Source organism: Pseudomonas sp. ZL2, from assembly GCF_054788455.1.
Genome location: NZ_JBGOGX010000004.1, coordinates 1 through 16,681 on the forward strand (window position 1 = coordinate 1; position 16,681 = coordinate 16,681).

The following is a 16,681-nucleotide window of genomic DNA, read 5'->3' on the forward strand; positions in this document are numbered from 1 at the left end:
CCCGCTCCTACAGAAGTGGGAGCGGGCTTGCCCCGCGACAGGCTTCACCTCAAGTCTTCTGCAAGTCCCGCAACGTCCGCGTCACCGCCCCGGTATTGCACTTGGCACTGGCCTGCTCCGGGGTCATGTTGCGAATCGTGCGAAAATACAGCTCGCAGGTCTGCTTCTTCGCCGTCACCTGCCACTTCTGCGTACAGGCGCCAAGCGTAGCCTTGGCATCCGCCCCCGGGTTACGACCCATGCCTGCCTGCCAGCAGGCGGCGCTCAGATCCTGGCCCATCATCTTCAGCCCGGCCTGGTCGGCTTTGTCCTGGTCGCCGCCATTGTTGTTTTTGTCCGCCGCATACCAGATCGCACTCGGGTGGTTGGCACCCAGCACCGGGACCTTCTGCCCGGGCGTCGGGCTGATGGTCGCCAGGCCCAGTACATAGAGCTTGGGCCCATACTGCTGTTCGATCCAGCTGCGCACCGGCGAGCCGAAGGCAACCATCGGCAAGGATGCGCCATTGCCGGTTCGCGTCACCTCCCTGACCATCTGCACCTGATAGTCCTTGAAGTAGTCATACACCCCTTCCAGATCTTTGCCGGCGCTGGCCGGGGCCGCGATCGGGGCAATGTCGACGATGGTCTGGTAGGCCGGGGTCTGCTCGGCGGGGATGCCGTTGAAGGTCAGCAGCGTGGCCCAGCGGTCGGTGGTGTTGGAGCGCAGGTAGTCCTGGGCCTGGGTTAGCGAGTAATCCGGCGGGAAGTGCAAAAGCTCAATGCTGCGGCGCTTTTCCAGGGCCATGCCCAGGGGCAGGAAGAGGTTCCAGCTATAAGCCCATTTGCCTTCGCGGTTGAGCTGGCTGGCGCCTTGATAGGCCAGCTCGCCAGTGTCGAGCAGCGCTTGCAGGGGCTTGCTGTAGTCGCTCGGTACCCCCTGGATGTCAGCATGCAGTTTGTCGTTGTCACGACTGACCTTCACGGTCGCGCCTGTGTATCCGTCGCGTTGCACGCTCTGGGTCAGGTAGTGTTCCACGGTCTGCTCAAGCGTCCAGTCGCGAAAGCAGATGACGTTGCAGTTGTTGGGGTAGGCAAACAGCCGGTTCACGCGTTCCTGGTTGCCCAGGTCGATCCGGGCGTCGGCCTGGATGGCGCTGCTGAAGGCCAGTGTGGCCAGGGCGAAGGTCAATGGAGCAGTCTTGTGCATGCTTAAACTCCTTGTCAGTTTCTCCCCGCAGTCGGGAGGCTTGCCATACTGGAGGAATTTCCTGGGGATTGGGAAGGGGAGCAGGCTGATGAAACCGTGGTGCAAGGCTGGTATCGGTGCAGGATTTTTGCTGACAGTGCTCGGCGTTGCGCAGGCGCAGGCCGAAGAGCGTGACCTGTACCTGTTTGCCCAGTGGGCCGGTGATCATCAGACTCGGCCTTTTCGCCAGATGCTGGTGGATGCACGCGTGTATGGCGTAGTGCCAATCCATCAGCTGCTGCGTTCGGCCAGTGACTGGCGCTTGTGCAGGGCCGAGCCGTTTGCAGTGGCGCCAGCCTCGCAGTGGCCGGCGGTGCGTTCGACCTTGCTACTGCTCAAGACCCTGGGTGACCAGGGCGTGCTCAAGCGCTATGAGGTGGTTTCGGCTTACCGCAACCCGGTGCTCAACCGCTGTGCGGGGGGCGCCATGGGGAGCGCCCATACCCGTGCGTTCGCGGTCGACCTGCTGCTGCCGGACTGGGCCGATCCGACGCCGCTGTGCAGCTTCTGGCAGGCCCATGGCAAGGACTGGAACATGGGCCTGGGGCGTTACCCGTCGGGGCGCATTCACATCGACACGGCGGGTTACCGCACCTGGGGCGGCGACTTCAGCGCCGGGTCATCCTTCTGCGCCCCGGCGGTGGCCGGCAAAGCTCAGGCCAGGTGAGCCAGGCAGGCTGCCGATTGCTCGATCACCCATTCGGCGAAGCAGCGGCTTTTGTCGTTTTCAAGAATCGCCTGGGGGCTGAGCAGGAAATAGGCCGATTGATCCTGGATGAAACCGCGCGGCGCCCGCAGTTGGCCGCTGTCGATTTCATCCTGGACCATCAGGCGCGAGGCCATGGCCACACCCAGCCCGGCAGCGGCAGCCTGGATACACAGGTAAAAGTGTTCGTAATCGGCGCGGCTGCTGCCCTGAGCCGATTCGCCGCTTTGGCGCAGCCAGGTGTTCCACGCATTGGGACGCGAAGCGCTGTGCAGCAGGCGTTGGCCGGCCAGGCCCTGTTCGGGTAGCGCATGGCCGCCACTGCACACCGGGCCGACCCATTCGTCGCAGATCTTCAGCGCATGCAGGTTGGCGTCCCAGTGAAAGTCATCGCGGCGCAGGGCCAGGTCGACACCGCTGCGGGCGAAGTCGATCGGCCCGCCGGCCGCCACCAGGTGCAGGTGAATATCCGGGTGGGCGGCATGAAAGGCCGGCAGCCGTGGGATCAGCCAGCGCATGGCGATGGTCGGTTCGCACGACAGCACCAGTACGTTCTCTCGCGCCTGTTGCTGCAGGCGGTACACCGCGCCTTCAAGTTGCTCGAACACCGACAGGGTGGTGCCGTGCAGGGCGCGGCCGGCGGCGGTGAGGAAGATCGCCCGATTGCGCCGCTCGAACAGCGGCACCCCCAGCGACTCCTCCAGCAGGCGCACCTGCCGGCTCACGGCGCCGTGGGTGACATTGAGCAGTTCGGCGGCGCGCACGAAACTCTGGGTTTGCGCGGCAACGTCGAAATAGCGAAAGGCGGACAGTGCAGGCAGTTTCATATCTGTGAGAAAAACTAGCGGATTTGCCTCACTATAAATCGCTTTTGGCCCTACCCGAAGCTTTCGATAATGGCAGCGCGCAGACGTATCTGTGCATTGGCCTAGCAGATCGAGGAGCTTTACGTGAATGAACTCATAGCCGTTGCCCTGTTCACCGTGCTGGCGGTGATCAGCCCGGGCGCCGACTTTGCCATGGTGACCCGCAGCAGCTACGCCTTTGGCCGCCGTGCGGGCCTGGCTGCGGCCCTGGGCATCGCCCTTGGCGTACAGGTGCATGTGCTGTACACCGTGCTGGGCATCGCGGTGATCATCAGCCAGAGTCCGGCGCTGTTCCTGGCCATGAAGGTGCTGGGAGCGGGGTACCTGATTTATCTTGGCTACAAGTCGCTGACCAACACCACGCGGATTTCCCTGGAGGGCGGCAGCAGCAGTCAGCTTGGCGTGCTGGCGGCCTTGCGCTCGGGCTTTCTGACCAACGCCCTGAACCCCAAGACCATGCTGTTCGTGGTCAGCGCCTATACCCAGGTGGTGCAGCCGGGCAGCTCGCTGGCGATCAACTTCGGCTACGGTGCGTTCATGTCGTTCGCCCATTGGCTGTGGTTCAGCCTGGTGGCGGTGTTTTTCTCCAGCGCGGTATTGCGTCGGGCCATGCTCGAACGCCAGCGTCTGGTTGACCGGGTGATTGGCGTGGCCTTGATTGGCCTGGGGCTGGCGGTGGTGTTCGCCAATGTGCGCTAAGCGGGAGGGGTAAAAATCGCAGGCAAGAAAAAAGGGCTTACCTTGCGGTAAGCCCTTTTTAGTACTTGGTGGCTACACAGGGACTTGAACCCCGGACCCCAGCATTATGAATGCTATGCTCTAACCAACTGAGCTATGTAGCCAAGTGGCGCGCATTATTCGCCTGAAACGGATTTGTGTCAACACTCTTTTTCAAAAAAATTAACGCGCGATCAACCGCTTAGCCGTAAACGGGCTCAGAAGTCATATTTGAACGTGGTCATCAGGTTGCGTGGCGCCCCGTAGTTGCCGTACGACGACGCCATCGAGTAGTACTCGCGGTCGAAGGCGTTGTTGAGGTTGACCGTGGCGCTGAGGTTTTCGCTGATGTCGTAGCGCGCCATCAGGTTGACCAGCGCGTAGCTGCCCTGGTCGAAGCTGTGCAGGTCGAGGCCGACCTTGCTCTGCCAGTTGACGCCGCCGCCGACGGTGACTTTGTCGAGCATCCCGGGCAGGCGGTAGCTGGTGAAGGTCTTGAGGCTGTGGCGCGGATACACAGTGGCAATGCGCTCATCCTGGTTGTCGGTGGTCAGGGTGTAGGTGTATCCGGCAGACGCCTGCCAGCCCTCGGCCAGCTCGCCATTGAGCTCCATCTCCAGGCCCTTGGAGGTGGTGTCCTGCTTGGCATCGTAGACGTTGTCATGCAGCCAGATCGCCAGGTTGTCCTGTTCGAGCTTGAACAGCGCCAGGCTCGAGTTCAACTTGCCGTCGAAATGGCTGCCCTTGACGCCGACCTCGTAGCCGATGCCTTGCATCGGGTCGAGCGGCTTGTTGTTTTCGTCAGTGACCCAGGAGGCCTGCGGGTTGAAGATCTTGGTATAGCTGGCGTACAGCGCCCAGGTTTCATCAAGGTCGTAGACCACACCGGCATAGGGGATGAATACTCCGGTTTCCTTGCGGCTGACTTCGGTTTTTTCGCCGCCGTATGGACGATCTTCGGTATCGCGTTTCCAGTCGATCACCCGGCTGCCGAGAATCAGGTTGAGATCGTCGGTCAGGTGCAGGCGCGAGGAGAGGTAGGCGGCGTACTGGGTCTCCTCCATCGAGGATTTGCCGCTGATGGTCCAGTCCGGCTTGGGCTGCTTGCCGTCCCAGTCGAAGATGTTATCCACCGCCGCACCCGGCGTTGCGTTGTAGTCGTAGCGCCAGCCGCCCCAGCTCGGCACGTTTTCGTTGTACTTGGACAGGGTCACGCCGCCAATCAGTTCATGCTCACGACCGAACAGGCTGAACGGGCCGGTCAGGTACATGTCCAGGTTGTCCTGGCGCGGTGTGCCGGAAAAGCGCGTCGGCAACTGGGTCAGGCCGCTGCCGTCGGGCTGCAGGTTGCCCATGAGAAAGCCGAACACTTCGTCAAACTTGTTTTCCGAATGGCTGTACTCGATCTTGCCGCTCCAGCCATTGCCCAATTGCTGCTCCACCGAGGCGAAATAGCTGGTCTGTTCGTGGTCGTTGTAGGACCAGTCGGGGGCCATGTTGATCGAACGCTTGAGGTTGCTGCGTTCGCCGGTGCTGAAGCGGGTTGGCAAGCCGGTACGCAGCGGCGAGTCGACGTCGGTGCGCTGGTAGCTGAACCCCATGGTCAGCAGGGTGTCTTCGCTCAGGTCGAATTCGCTGATGCCATACAGCAACTGGCTTTCCATCTTGTAGCGGTCGACCCAGGCGCCTTCGGTCTTGTAGTCGGCGACCAGGCGGCCACGCACGTTGCCGCTTTCAGTCAGCGGCCCGGAGACGTCAAAGCCGGTGCCATAGCGGTCCCAGGTGCCCGCCGAGCCGGTAACGCTGGCCTGGCCCTCGGCGGTCGGGCGCTTGCGGATCAGGTTGATGGTCGCCGACGGGTTACCCATGCCGCTGATCAGGCCGCTGGCGCCGCGCACGATCTCGATGCGGTCATACATCGCCATGCTCTGGGTGTAGTTGTCCATCCGCGTGACGGTAGGGACGCCGTCGATCTCGTAGTTCTGGATGACGAAGCCGCGCGAATAATAGCTGTCGGTCTCGGCACCCAGGCCATCGCGCACGACGATCACCCCGGGGGTGGCTTCCAGCGCGTCGCTGAGGTTGGTCAGACGCTGATCATCCAAGCGTTGGCGAGTCATCACGGTCAGTGACTGCGGGGTTTCCTGCGGGGTGAGGTTAAGCCGCGTCGAGCTACTGGAGGAGTAAGTGGTATAGAGCCCGGTGCCTTCAGTGGTCGACCCCGGTGCCTTGCCGGAAATGCTCAGGGCATCCAGTTGCAAAGCGCTGCCCAGTTCCATCGGCAGGTCGATGACGAAGCTGCTGGCGTTGGGTTGGCTCAAGCGCGCGCTGCTGCCAGCGGTCAGTGCCTGCAGCGCCTGGGTCGGGCTCATGCGGCCCTTTACCCCGGGCGACGAGCGTCCGTTGAGCTGATTGGCGTCGTAGATCACCTGCAGCCCGCTCTGGGCGCTGAACTGGTCCAGGGCATCGGCCAAGGGTTGCGCCGGGATGTTGAAATCCTGCGACTGGGCCTGGGCCTGGGCAGGCTCGGCGGCCTGTACCGGCAGGCTCAGGGTGACGCAAAACAGGCTGGCCGCAAGGATGGCGCGGGCCAGCGGTTGACGGCTGAATACGAAATCGCGTGGGTACTGCATGTGTCCTCCCCCAGAGAATACAAACGATAATGCTTCTTATGTGGAGGTGTGACGCAGCAGGAACGGCAATTACCGAAAACTAAAAAAATTAATTCACCGGCTCAGCGCACGATGATCCATTGGCCGGCCAGGTGGCTGACGCTCAGGTTCTGATTGCGCGCCAGGGCATCGATCGCACTGCCGGCCTGGTCGAGGTTGAAGCTACCGCTGACCGGGCGCCGGCCGACCTGTTCGTCGATGTACAGCAGGCGACTGCCCTGATACTCGGCAAGTTGTTCCAGCACCTTGCGCAAGGGTACCTCGCGTACCCGCAGCTGCCCGTCGCGCCAGGCCAGCAGGCGTTCGGCGTCGACCTTCTCGACCTGGTCCAGGCGGCTGCCGCTCAGGGTCACCCGTTCACCGGGGGCGAGCATGCGTTTGTCGCCGGCGCTGCTGACCTCGACCTTGCCCTTGAGCAGCACCACTTCATCGTGATCGCGACCGCGGCTGACAGAGAACCGCGTGCCCAGCACCTGCACCTGAGCATCATCGATATCGACCACGAAGGGCCGGCCATCGTGGGTCACTTCAATGAACATCTGCCCTTGCACCAGGCGCAGCTTGCGCACGGGGCCGCGCAGGTCGACATCGACGGCACTGGCGCTGTCGAGGGTCAGCCGCGAGCCATCGGCCAGCTGAATCTGCCGGCGTTCGCCAACGGCGGTGGCGACATCGCTGTTCAGGCGCTGCAGCAACGGCAGTTGCAGCATCACCAGGCCGCTGATCAGCAAGACGCTGGCGGCCACTGCCCAACCGCCCCAGGAGCGTGGTGCCGCGCGGCGTTCGATCTTGTGCAGGCGGCGTGCCGGCAGTTCCAGCTGTTGCCAGAACAGCTCGACTTCGGCAAAGGTGCGGGCGTTCTCCGGGTCCTGGCGCCACTGTTCGAAGGCCTGGCGCTGCTCGGCGCCGAGGTCGTCGGCGCGCAGCCGGGTAAACCAGTCCAGGGCTTGCTGGTCCCGGTCGCCAGGTTCGGTCGGATGGGAGGAATTTGGCGATGGGTTCATGGCAGGTCAGTCTTGTTTCGGTTATGCAGGGCAGCCGCGGCGCAATGGCTCAGGGCTTTGTTCAAATGACGCTCGACCGCACGCGGGTCGAGCCCCAGGCGTGCGCCGATGTCCTTGTAGCTTAATTGCTCGACCCGGGCGAGCAGAAACACCTCGCGGGTCGGCGAAGGCAGGCCGTCGATCAGGCGTTCAAGATGGTCAAGGGTGTTTCCGGCCACGGCACTGCGCTCGGGTGAGGTTTCGTTGAGCAGTTGCTCCAGCGCCTGCTCGTCATTGACCCCACGTACCTGGCTGCGCCGAGCATGGTCGATGCTCAGGTTGTTGGCGATGCGATACAAAAAGGCTCGCAGGTTGCCAACCTCGCCGCGCTCACTGTGCATCAGCCGGACAAAGGCATCTTGCAGAAGGTCGCGGGCGGTTTCCCGACAGCGCACGCGGCGGGTCAGAAAGGCCAGCAGTTCGCTGCGATGATGCTGATAGAGCAGCGACAGGCTGCGGTTGTCCTGGTCGTCGGACATGGCGTATGCGGGCCTCGGATAGGCAGGCAGTGGAGTCTGTGAAAACGCAGCCGATGCTAACGTTATTGAGAATTATTAACAAGTGCGTCGAAAGTACGTTGGTCGAAAAGAATAGTGCGCTTGCTAACGATTTCTGGATAATTGGATCCCGCCCACCGGATGGAAGCTTTTGTCATGGCTGTGAGCACTGCCTCGTCAACGTCACCCGCCAGCACCGCGACTGCCCAGAGCAGCCCGCTGGTGATGCGCATCATCGCCGCCTGTGCCCTGGCGCACTTGATCAACGATCTGATCCAGTCAGTACTGCCGTCGATCTACCCGCTGCTCAAGGCCAACTATGGTTTGACCTTTGCCCAGGTCGGGATGATCACCCTGACGTTCCAGATCACCGCCTCGTTGCTGCAGCCCTGGGTGGGTTTCTATACCGACCGCAAACCGATGCCGAACCTGTTGCCGCTGGGCACCCTGTGCACCCTGATGGGCATTGTCATGCTCGCCTATGTCGGCAGTTTCCCGATGATTCTGCTGGCGGCGGCGCTGGTGGGTATTGGCTCGTCGACCTTCCACCCGGAAACCTCGCGTATCGCCCGGCTGGCCTCGGGTGGGCGTTTTGGCCTGGCGCAATCGACCTTCCAGGTCGGTGGCAACGCCGGCTCCGCCTTCGGCCCGTTGCTGGCGGCGGCGATCATCATTCCCTTCGGCCAGGGCAATGTGGTGTGGTTCGGCCTGTTCGCGGTCTGTGCCGTGCTGGTCACCTATGGCCTGAGCCGCTGGTACAAGGAGCACCTGAACCTGTTCAAGGCCAAGCAGGGCCAGCGCGCCACCCACGGCCTTTCGCGCCAGCGGGTGATCGGCGCCCTGGTGGTGCTGGGGTTGCTGGTGTTCTCCAAGTACTTCTACATGTCCAGCTTCACCAGCTACTTCACGTTCTACCTGATCGAGAAGTTCGACCTCTCGGTGGCCAGCTCGCAGTTGCACCTGTTCCTGTTCCTCGGCGCGGTAGCGGCCGGGACCTTCTTCGGCGGGCCGATCGGTGACCGTATCGGGCGCAAGGCGGTGATCTGGTTCTCGATCCTCGGCGTGGCGCCCTTCACCCTGCTGCTGCCTTATGTCGACCTGTTCTGGACCAGCGTGCTCAGCGTCATCATCGGCTTCATCCTCGCCTCGGCGTTCTCGGCCATCGTCGTCTACGCGCAGGAGCTGGTGCCGGGCAATGTCGGCATGATCGCCGGGATCTTCTTCGGCCTGATGTTCGGCTTTGGCGGCATCGGTGCAGCCCTGCTGGGGTACCTGGCCGACTTCAAGGGCATCGAGTACGTCTACAGCCTGTGCTCGTACCTGCCGCTGTTCGGCCTGCTGGCAATCCTCCTGCCGTCCACCGGCAAGCGCTGAGGCCCCATCAGCGATGCCGGTGGGCGCAGCTCATCGGCTGCCCGGCCAGCTCGCCGATCAGTGCCGCCAGGCATTCGGCTTCGGCGCGGTTCAGGCGGTCGCTGCGCAGTACTTGCTCGCCAACGCCGAAGCTGAAGTTCCAATCCAGGTCCATCAGGTAGTAAGCGGTACCCTCCACAGGGCTGCGCCATGTCGTGTGTGGCGCTTCGATGGCGTCGCCCATGAACTGCATGAAGGTTTCTTCGGCCACCTGAGCTTGCTGGTACTGCGCGGGCAAGGTGAAGTTCTCGCCGGCGCAGACAAACGGCTGGCCGGGCTCGAATTCGAAGAGGCGCACGATCTGCGCGGGGTCCGCTTCGATCCCGAGACGCCGGAACAGCTCGGCACTCGGCCGGTACAGCGGGCTGCACCAGAGGCTGTCATCACTGTCGCCGGTTTCATCCAGGGCATCGGCCGCAGCGGGCTCGAGCCAGCCGCGCGCCAGCAGCTGTCGCTCCAGGGCTTTCCAGTCCGTTGCGGGCAGGTGGCGATAGCGGGGGAAAATGAACTGATGATGCTCGGACATGCGCTGATCCTCTTCCATGATGGCGCGAGAGTAGCACGGCGAGATTGACGTCTGGCCCGGGCTTCACCTAGAGTGCCGACCTTCCTTTTTGCCTGTAGTCGACCCATGAACCGCTTTTCCCGTCCTCGCGCAATCCAGCCGGCTGTTATCCAGACCGTGGTGTGCGACTGGCCGTGTGACACGGTGCTCAAGCGTCGGCGCAGCGTGCTGTTCGCCTTTACCTTCTCGCCTCACCGTCACACCTCCTGACCTGGCGGCTGCATGCCCGGCGTTTTGCCGTGGCTGGCGCGCCTGTATCCGAATCTTTTTTACGGTCATGTATGCGCCTGCGCAGGTGCGATGTCGTGCCTGCGCCGGTGAGTCTGGAGTTGTGATGAATACGCGTTTGTTGCTGGGCTTGTTGTTTGCTGTCTCGGTGGTCGGTTTCAGCCTCGGGGCGAGCTTGCCGCTGGTGTCGCTGCGCTTGCTCGACGGCGGTGCCAGTACCTTGCAGATTGGTGTTGTCTCGGCGATTCCGGCGGCAGGGATGATGCTTTCAGCGTTCATGGTCGATGCCTGTTGCCGGCACTTGACCCGGCGCACCATCTACCTGCTGTGCTTCGGCCTGTGCACCCTGAGCATCGGCCTGCTCGAATGGGCTTTTTCTTCGATCTACCTGCTTGGCGTGTTGCGCCTGGGGCTGGGTATCGGCATGGGTATCGCGATCATCCTCGGCGAGTCGTGGGTCAACGAGCTGAGCCCGGAGCACAACCGTGGCAAGATCATGGCCCTGTACGCTACCGCATTCACCGGGTTCCAGATGCTCGGCCCGGCGATGCTGGCGTTGCTCGGGGCGCACAGTACCTGGGTGACGACAGTGGTGACTGCCTGCTACGGCCTGGCGCTGCTGTGCATTGTGCTGACGGTACCCAATGATCATGTCGAGCATGGCGAGGAGGGCGGCAAGAGCTTTTCCCTGGCAGGCTTTTTCCGCGTGGCGCCGGCCTTGTGCATGGGCGTGCTGTTCTTCTCGTTCTTCGACGCGGTGATTCTTTCGCTGCTGCCGGTGTATGCCACCAACCATGCCTACGCAGTGGGCGTCGCGGCGTTGATGGTGACGGTGATCCTCACCGGCGACATGCTTTTCCAGTTGCCGATCGGCTGGCTGGCCGACCGCTGCGAACGCACCACCGTGCACCTGGTATGTGGCGTGGTGGCGATGCTGATTGGCCTGGCGCTACCGTGGCTGATCGGCATGCAATGGTTGCTGTGGCCGGCATTGGTGGTGCTCGGCGCGGTGGCGGGCGGGGTCTATACCCTGGCGCTGGTGTTGATCGGTCAGCAGTTCAAGGGCCAGGACCTGGTCACCGCCAATGCCAGCGTTGGCTTGCTCTGGGGCGTCGGCAGCCTGCTCGGGCCATTGCTCAGCGGCGCGGCCATGGACGTTGCGCCCCATGGCCTGCCGATGGCGCTGACGGCCATGGCGGCGCTGTTCGTGGTGTTCGCTCGCAGTGCCCGGCGTCGTGCATTCCGGGCTCAGCGCGCCGATCAGGGCGCGGCGTAGAACTCGCGTGCCAGGTGCCTTTCAGAAACGCTCGGGAACCATGCGCGAGGTGTAGCGGGTGCTTTTGTAGCGCCCGATCTTGCCGCGCTTGGGCAACTCGATCTTCTGCTTTTGGGTGATGTCCTCGTAGGGCACCTGTTTGAGAAAGTGGCTGATAATGTTCAGGCGCACCCGCCGCTTGTCCTCGGAAACGGCCACATACCAGGGGGCCCAGGAGGTATCGGAGGCGGCGAACATGTCATCCCGCGCACGGGTGTAGTCGTCCCAGCGGGTGAAGGACTTGAGGTCCATCGGGGTCAGTTTCCAGATCTTGCGCCCGTCGGTGATGCGCTCTTTCAGGCGCCGTTCCTGCTCTTGGGGGCTTACTTCCAGCCAGTACTTGATGAGAACGATACCGGAATCGACCAGCATCTTCTCGAACAATGGCACCACCGAAAGGAACTTGCTGGCCTGCTCCTCGGTACAGAATCCCATCACCCGCTCCACGCCGGCGCGGTTGTACCAACTGCGGTCGAAGATCACCACTTCCCCGGCCGAGGGCATGTGCTGTATGTAGCGCTGGGCGTACATCTGGCTTTTTTCCCGCTCGGTCGGCGCTGGCAGCGCCACCACGCGAAACACCCGCGGGCTGACGCGTTCGCTGATGGCCTTGATGGTGCCGCCCTTGCCGGCACCGTCGCGACCTTCGAAGACGATGCAGACTTTCAGACCCTTGGCCACCACCCACTGCTGCAATTTGACCAGCTCGACGTGCAGGGCCTTGAGCGCTTGCTCGTACTCCTTGCGCGGGAGGCGTTCGTTGTTGCTTTGCTGTTCCTTCTTCTTAGCCATGCGCCAATACCTGGTCTGTGGACGGGAGGCGTTTGAATGCGGCTTTGAGTATAGACCTGGGTATTGGCCAGCGTTTGTACGCAACGCAGGCAAAGAAAAACCCCTTGAAGCATAGCCTCAAGGGGTTTCGGGCTCATCCGGATCCGGCAGGACCCAGGGAGCGGATCAGACGTTGAAGCGGAAGTGCATCACATCACCGTCCTTGACGATGTAGTCCTTGCCTTCCAGACGCCATTTGCCGGCTTCCTTCGCGCCGCCTTCACCCTTGTACTGGATGAAGTCGTCATAGGCGACCACTTCGGCACGGATGAAGCCTTTCTCGAAGTCGGTGTGGATCACGCCGGCTGCTTGCGGGGCGGTGGCGCCGACGCGGACGGTCCAGGCGCGGACTTCCTGCACGCCGGCAGTGAAGTAGGTCTGCAGGTTGAGCAGCGAGTAACCGGCGCGGATCACGCGGTTCAGGCCTGGCTCTTCGAGGCCCAGGGCTTCGAGGAACATGTCCTTCTCTTCACCGTCGTCGAGCTCGGCGATTTCAGCTTCGATCTTGTTGCACACCGGCACCACGATCGCGCCTTCTTCTTCGGCGATCGCGCGGACCGCGTCCAGATGCGGGTTGTTGTCGAAACCGTCTTCGGCAACGTTGGCGATGTACATCACCGGCTTGCTGGTCAGCAGGTGGAAGCCGCGGATCAGGGCCTTCTCGTCGTCCGCCATGTTCTTCATCAGGCTGCGCGCTGGCTTGCCTTCGGTGAAGTGCGGGATCAGTTTTTCGAGGATGGCTTTCTGTGCCAGGGCATCCTTGTCACCGCCCTTGGCGTTACGCGCAACCTTCTGCAGTTGCTTCTCGCAGCTGTCGAGGTCGGCGAAGATCAGTTCCAGGTCGATGATCTCGATGTCGCGCTTGGGGTGGACGCTGTTGGAGACGTGAATCACGTTCTCGTCTTCGAAGCAGCGCACCACGTGGGCGATGGCGTCGGTCTCGCGGATGTTGGCGAGGAACTTGTTGCCCAGGCCTTCACCCTTCGAGGCACCGGCGACCAGGCCGGCGATGTCGACGAATTCCATGGTGGTCGGCAGCACGCGGTTCGGCTTGACGATGGCCGCCAGGGCGTCCAGGCGCGCATCAGGCATCGGCACGATGCCGCTGTTCGGCTCGATGGTGCAGAACGGGAAGTTCTCAGCGGCGATGCCGGATTTGGTCAAGGCGTTGAACAGGGTGGACTTGCCGACGTTGGGCAGGCCGACGATGCCGCAATTGAAACCCATGGTGAATCCCTCTTCGTGGAGTCAGGCCTTTTGGCTGTGCAGCTCTCTCATCGCACGCGTCCAGTCGCCGGCGAGGATGTCCGGCAGCACGCCGAGGGCAAAATCGATACTGGCATCCAGCTTCTCCTGCTCGGCGCGTGGCGCCTTGCCGAGGACGAAACCGGAGACCCTGCTGCTGTCACCCGGGTGGCCGATGCCAAGCCGCAGACGGTGAAAGTCATTCTGGTTGCCGAGCTGGGCGATGATGTCGCGCAGCCCGTTGTGCCCGCCATGGCCGCCGCCCTTCTTGAGCTTGGCGACGCCGGGAGGCAGGTCGAGTTCGTCGTGGGCCACCAGGATGGCATCTGGCGGGATGCGGAAGAAATTCGCCAGTGCAGCAACGGCTTGGCCGCTGCGGTTCATGTAGGTGGTCGGAATTAGAAGACGAACGTCGTTGCCCTGATGGCTGAATTTTGCCGTCAGGCCGAAATACTTGCGATCAGCCGTCAGGTTGACGCGCTGGGCGCTGGCAATGCGTTCTACGAAAAGAGCCCCTGCGTTATGCCGGGTCTGTTCGTATTCGGGGCCGGGGTTTCCCAGGCCGACGATCAGTTGGATGGCGGTCACGTCAGGGGCTCTTCCTTGGAGTTGTGGGTTACAGCGCTGGGCGCTGTAACCCGGTCAACACCGGCGTGCCGAGTAGATTACTCAGCAGCGCCTTCTGCAGCTTCAGGCGCAACACGCGGAGCGTGAACGTTGGCAACAGCCAGGTCGTTACCGTGAGCCAGAGCGACGAATTCAACGCCTTTCGGAGCTTTGAGGTCCGACAGGTGGATGATCGCGCCGACGGCGGCGTTGGCCAGGTCGACTTCGATGAACTCAGGCAGGTCTTTGGCTTCGCAGGAAACTTCGATCTCGTTGATAACGTGGGAGATCTCGCCGCCTTTCTTGACCGGAGCTTCTTCGTTGATGAAGTGCACAGGGACTTTGGCGGTCAGTTTCTGGCCAGCAACAACGCGGACGAAGTCGGCGTGCAGGATGAACTGCTTGGCTGGGTGACGCTGCATCGCTTTAACAACGACATTTTCTTTCTTGCCGTCGATGTTCAGTTCGATAACGTGGCTGTAAGCAGCTTCGTTTTCGAACAGTTTGGCGATTTCCTTGGCCACGATGGTCAGGGATTGCGCTTCTTTGTCACCACCGTAAACAACGGCAGGGATCTGGGCGGCGAGACGACGCAGGCGGCGGCTCGCACCTTTCCCCAGGTCGGTACGCGCTTGGGCGTTCAGAGTGAAATCAGTCATTTTGTATCTCCAAAATAGCCATCTCCCGCAGGCGTTTGCGACCAGCGCCAAACGGGGTGGGCAAAAAAGCCCCGCCCCAACAACCAGTGTTGGGGCGGGGCGCTTTTCGTCAACGAGAGGTTCGCGAGGGTAAAACCCTCAGCGGAACATCGCGCTGATCGATTCTTCATTGCTGATGCGGCGAACCGCTTCGGCAACAACCGGTGCGATATCCAGTTGACGGATACGGTCACAGGCTTGTGCTGCAGCGGACAGCGGGATGGTGTTGGTCACCACCAGTGCGTCCAGCACGGAGTTCTCGATATTCTCGATCGCCCGACCCGACAGGACAGGGTGCGTGCAGTAGGCGTAAACCTTGGCAGCGCCGTGTTCTTTCAGGGCCTTGGCCGCGTGGCACAGGGTGCCGGCGGTGTCGACCATGTCGTCGACGAGAATACAGGTACGTCCTTCGACGTCGCCGATGATATGCATCACTTCGGAGTGATTGGCCTTTTCACGGCGTTTGTCGATGATACCCAGATCAACGCCCAGGGACTTGGCAACAGCACGTGCACGCACGACGCCGCCGATGTCCGGGGACACGATCATGAGGTTTTCGAAACGCTGGTCTTCGATGTCATCCACCAGAACGGGGGAGCCGTAGATGTTATCTACCGGAATATCGAAGAAACCCTGGATCTGGTCAGCGTGCAGGTCGACGGTGAGAACACGGTCGATACCTACGACGGTGAGCATGTCAGCGACGACTTTGGCGCTGATAGCTACACGCGCCGAACGCGGACGGCGATCCTGGCGGGCATATCCGAAGTAAGGAATCACGGCAGTGATTCGGGAAGCTGAGGAGCGGCGGAAGGCATCGGCCATCACTACCAGTTCCATCAGGTTATCGTTGGTTGGCGCGCAAGTCGGCTGAATGATGAAAACGTCCTTACCACGAACATTTTCATTAATCTCAGTGCTGATTTCGCCGTCGGAGAATTTCCCGACAGAAACATCACCCAGTGGGATATGCAGCTGACGTACGACACGCCGAGCCAGATCGGGGTTAGCGTTCCCCGTAAAGACCATCATCTTGGACACGCGCAGTACCTGAAGGCTGAGGGTATACCTGGATGAGTATAAGGAAAATGGCAGGGGCGGCTGGATTCGAACCAACGCATGGCAGGATCAAAACCTGCTGCCTTACCGCTTGGCGACGCCCCTGTATCTGTTGCTGCGAGCACCTGGTGCTCGATTCCTAGAGCAGACTCTGCAGCGTGCGATGCAACATCGAAATGTTACTTCCCTTAGCTACAAACCCTGTTTGGGTCTCTGCAAGAAGGGCCAAAACTTTATCAGCTTCAGCTTTGTTTGGGAAGGCCCCAAACACACAACTTCCAGTTCCGGTAAGCCGAGCATCAGTGAATTCGTTTAACAAATTCAACGATTTGCGTACCTCTGGGTAACGCTGCTCTACCACCGGTTGGCAGTCATTTCGACTGTTTCCCTTGGGAACGGGGCGCATCTTAAGGGGCAAGGAATCACGTGTCAACAGCGGATCTGAAAAAATTTCTGCTGTGCTAACAAATACTTGCGGGACCAGCACGACGTACCAGGGCTCTTCGGGGTCGACCGGGGTCAGCTTCTCGCCCACGCCCTCGGCGAACGCCGCATGGCCACGGACAAAAACCGGTACGTCAGCACCCAGGGTCAGGCCCAGCTCGGCCAGTTGGTCTTCGCTCAAGCCCAGTTGCCACAAATGGTTGAGGCCGAGCAGGGTGGTGGCGGCGTCGGAGCTGCCGCCGCCAATGCCGCCGCCCATGGGCAGGATTTTCTTCAGCCAGATATCCACGCCCTGGCTGCAACCGGTCAGGGCCTTGAGCTTGCGCGCGGCCTTGACGATCAGGTTGCTGTCATGGGGAACGTTGTCGATCTCGGTGTGCAGGCGAATTTCACCGTCTTCGCGCAGGGCAAAGGAAAGCTCGTCGGCATGGTCGAGAAACTGGAACAGGGTTTCCAGCTCATGGTAACCGTCGGGGCGGCGGCCAAGAATGTGCAGCATCAGGTTGAGCTTGGCCGGTGCCGGCAGGGTCAGGGTTGCAGTGTTCATA

At 61.7% G+C, this 16,681-nt stretch carries 17 protein-coding genes and 2 tRNA genes; 5 read left to right on the forward strand and 14 right to left on the reverse strand.

From position 1 onward, the window contains the following. Nucleotides 1-49: 49 nt before the first annotated feature. The gene (locus ABM562_RS05855; protein ID WP_134064329.1) at nt 50-1,189 is read right to left on the reverse strand and encodes a hypothetical protein; all 1,140 of its coding nucleotides are present in this window, start codon (nt 1,187-1,189) and stop codon (nt 50-52) included. 88 nt (nt 1,190-1,277) lie between these two features. Here ABM562_RS05855 and ABM562_RS05860 point away from each other — a divergent pair, with 88 nt between their 5' ends. Next, a complete protein-coding gene (locus tag ABM562_RS05860) occupies nt 1,278-1,895 on the forward strand; it encodes a D-Ala-D-Ala carboxypeptidase family metallohydrolase (protein ID WP_460421149.1) in 618 nt (205 codons plus the stop codon). On the opposite strand, the gene ABM562_RS05865 is transcribed toward ABM562_RS05860, so the two are convergent. After that, complete coding sequence (locus ABM562_RS05865; RefSeq protein WP_460421151.1) at nt 1,883-2,761, reverse strand: LysR substrate-binding domain-containing protein; 879 nt, start codon at nt 2,759-2,761, stop codon at nt 1,883-1,885. The two genes, ABM562_RS05860 and ABM562_RS05865, sit on opposite strands and share 13 nt — an antisense overlap. Nucleotides 2,762-2,884: 123 nt before the next feature. On the opposite strand from ABM562_RS05865, the gene ABM562_RS05870 reads away from it, so the two are divergent. Beyond that, nucleotides 2,885-3,499: a LysE family translocator gene (locus ABM562_RS05870; protein WP_115088767.1), complete on the forward strand. Its 615-nt coding sequence runs from the start codon at nt 2,885-2,887 to the stop codon at nt 3,497-3,499. 66 nt (nt 3,500-3,565) lie between these two features. Here ABM562_RS05870 and ABM562_RS05875 read toward each other — a convergent pair. The 4 genes from ABM562_RS05875 to ABM562_RS05890 all read right to left on the reverse strand — a co-directional run bounded on the left by ABM562_RS05875 (nt 3,566) and on the right by ABM562_RS05890 (nt 7,711). Then, nucleotides 3,566-3,642, reverse strand: a tRNA-Met gene (locus ABM562_RS05875). Nucleotides 3,643-3,735: 93 nt separating this feature from the next. Further along, nucleotides 3,736-6,150 (reverse strand): TonB-dependent siderophore receptor, encoded by a 2,415-nt coding sequence (locus ABM562_RS05880; RefSeq protein ID WP_115088766.1) that lies wholly within the window; start codon nt 6,148-6,150, stop codon nt 3,736-3,738. Nucleotides 6,151-6,251: 101 nt separating this feature from the next. Continuing rightward, nucleotides 6,252-7,193, reverse strand: coding sequence for a FecR family protein (locus ABM562_RS05885; protein ID WP_134064323.1), 942 nt, complete (start codon nt 7,191-7,193; stop codon nt 6,252-6,254). Next, the gene (locus ABM562_RS05890) at nt 7,190-7,711 is read right to left on the reverse strand and encodes an RNA polymerase sigma factor (protein ID WP_052251588.1); all 522 of its coding nucleotides are present in this window, start codon (nt 7,709-7,711) and stop codon (nt 7,190-7,192) included. Before ABM562_RS05890 ends, ABM562_RS05885 begins: the two co-directional genes overlap by 4 nt. A gap of 174 nt (nt 7,712-7,885) precedes the next feature. Between ABM562_RS05890 and ABM562_RS05895 the strand changes: the two genes are divergently transcribed. After that, on the forward strand, nt 7,886-9,103 hold the full coding sequence (locus ABM562_RS05895) for an MFS transporter (protein ID WP_460421153.1): 1,218 nt from the start codon (nt 7,886-7,888) through the stop codon (nt 9,101-9,103). Between the two features lie 7 nt (nt 9,104-9,110). Here the strand turns inward: ABM562_RS05895 and ABM562_RS05900 are convergent, their stop codons facing one another. After that, nucleotides 9,111-9,668, reverse strand: a complete 558-nt coding sequence (locus ABM562_RS05900) for a hypothetical protein (protein WP_460421155.1) — start codon at nt 9,666-9,668, stop codon at nt 9,111-9,113. Nucleotides 9,669-9,773: 105 nt separating this feature from the next. On the opposite strand from ABM562_RS05900, the gene ABM562_RS05905 reads away from it, so the two are divergent. Together ABM562_RS05905 and ABM562_RS05910 are read left to right on the forward strand one after the other, a co-directional pair. Continuing rightward, complete coding sequence (locus ABM562_RS05905; RefSeq protein ID WP_166675727.1) at nt 9,774-9,917, forward strand: hypothetical protein; 144 nt, start codon at nt 9,774-9,776, stop codon at nt 9,915-9,917. Between the two features lie 124 nt (nt 9,918-10,041). After that, the gene (locus tag ABM562_RS05910; RefSeq protein ID WP_115088762.1) at nt 10,042-11,211 is read left to right on the forward strand and encodes an MFS transporter; all 1,170 of its coding nucleotides are present in this window, start codon (nt 10,042-10,044) and stop codon (nt 11,209-11,211) included. Nucleotides 11,212-11,232: 21 nt separating this feature from the next. On the opposite strand, the gene ppk2 is transcribed toward ABM562_RS05910, so the two are convergent. The 7 genes from ppk2 to ispE form a co-directional block, all read right to left on the reverse strand. Then, nucleotides 11,233-12,042, reverse strand: a complete 810-nt coding sequence (ppk2, locus tag ABM562_RS05915) for a polyphosphate kinase 2 (protein WP_115088761.1) — start codon at nt 12,040-12,042, stop codon at nt 11,233-11,235. 165 nt (nt 12,043-12,207) lie between these two features. Further along, complete coding sequence (ychF, locus tag ABM562_RS05920) at nt 12,208-13,308, reverse strand: redox-regulated ATPase YchF (protein ID WP_115088760.1); 1,101 nt, start codon at nt 13,306-13,308, stop codon at nt 12,208-12,210. Nucleotides 13,309-13,329: 21 nt separating this feature from the next. Then, nucleotides 13,330-13,914 (reverse strand): aminoacyl-tRNA hydrolase, encoded by a 585-nt coding sequence (gene pth, locus ABM562_RS05925; RefSeq protein ID WP_038997179.1) that lies wholly within the window; start codon nt 13,912-13,914, stop codon nt 13,330-13,332. A 77-nt stretch (nt 13,915-13,991) separates the two neighbouring features. Then, nucleotides 13,992-14,591, reverse strand: a complete 600-nt coding sequence (locus ABM562_RS05930) for a 50S ribosomal protein L25/general stress protein Ctc (RefSeq protein ID WP_115088759.1) — start codon at nt 14,589-14,591, stop codon at nt 13,992-13,994. Nucleotides 14,592-14,729: 138 nt separating this feature from the next. Further along, the gene (locus tag ABM562_RS05935; RefSeq protein ID WP_010225730.1) at nt 14,730-15,671 is read right to left on the reverse strand and encodes a ribose-phosphate pyrophosphokinase; all 942 of its coding nucleotides are present in this window, start codon (nt 15,669-15,671) and stop codon (nt 14,730-14,732) included. 48 nt (nt 15,672-15,719) lie between these two features. Then, nucleotides 15,720-15,794 (reverse strand) — tRNA-Gln (locus ABM562_RS05940). 34 nt (nt 15,795-15,828) lie between these two features. Then, entirely contained in the window at nt 15,829-16,680 is an 852-nt protein-coding gene (ispE, locus tag ABM562_RS05945; RefSeq protein ID WP_233674632.1) for a 4-(cytidine 5'-diphospho)-2-C-methyl-D-erythritol kinase, read from the reverse strand. Nucleotide 16,681 lies beyond the last annotated feature (1 nt).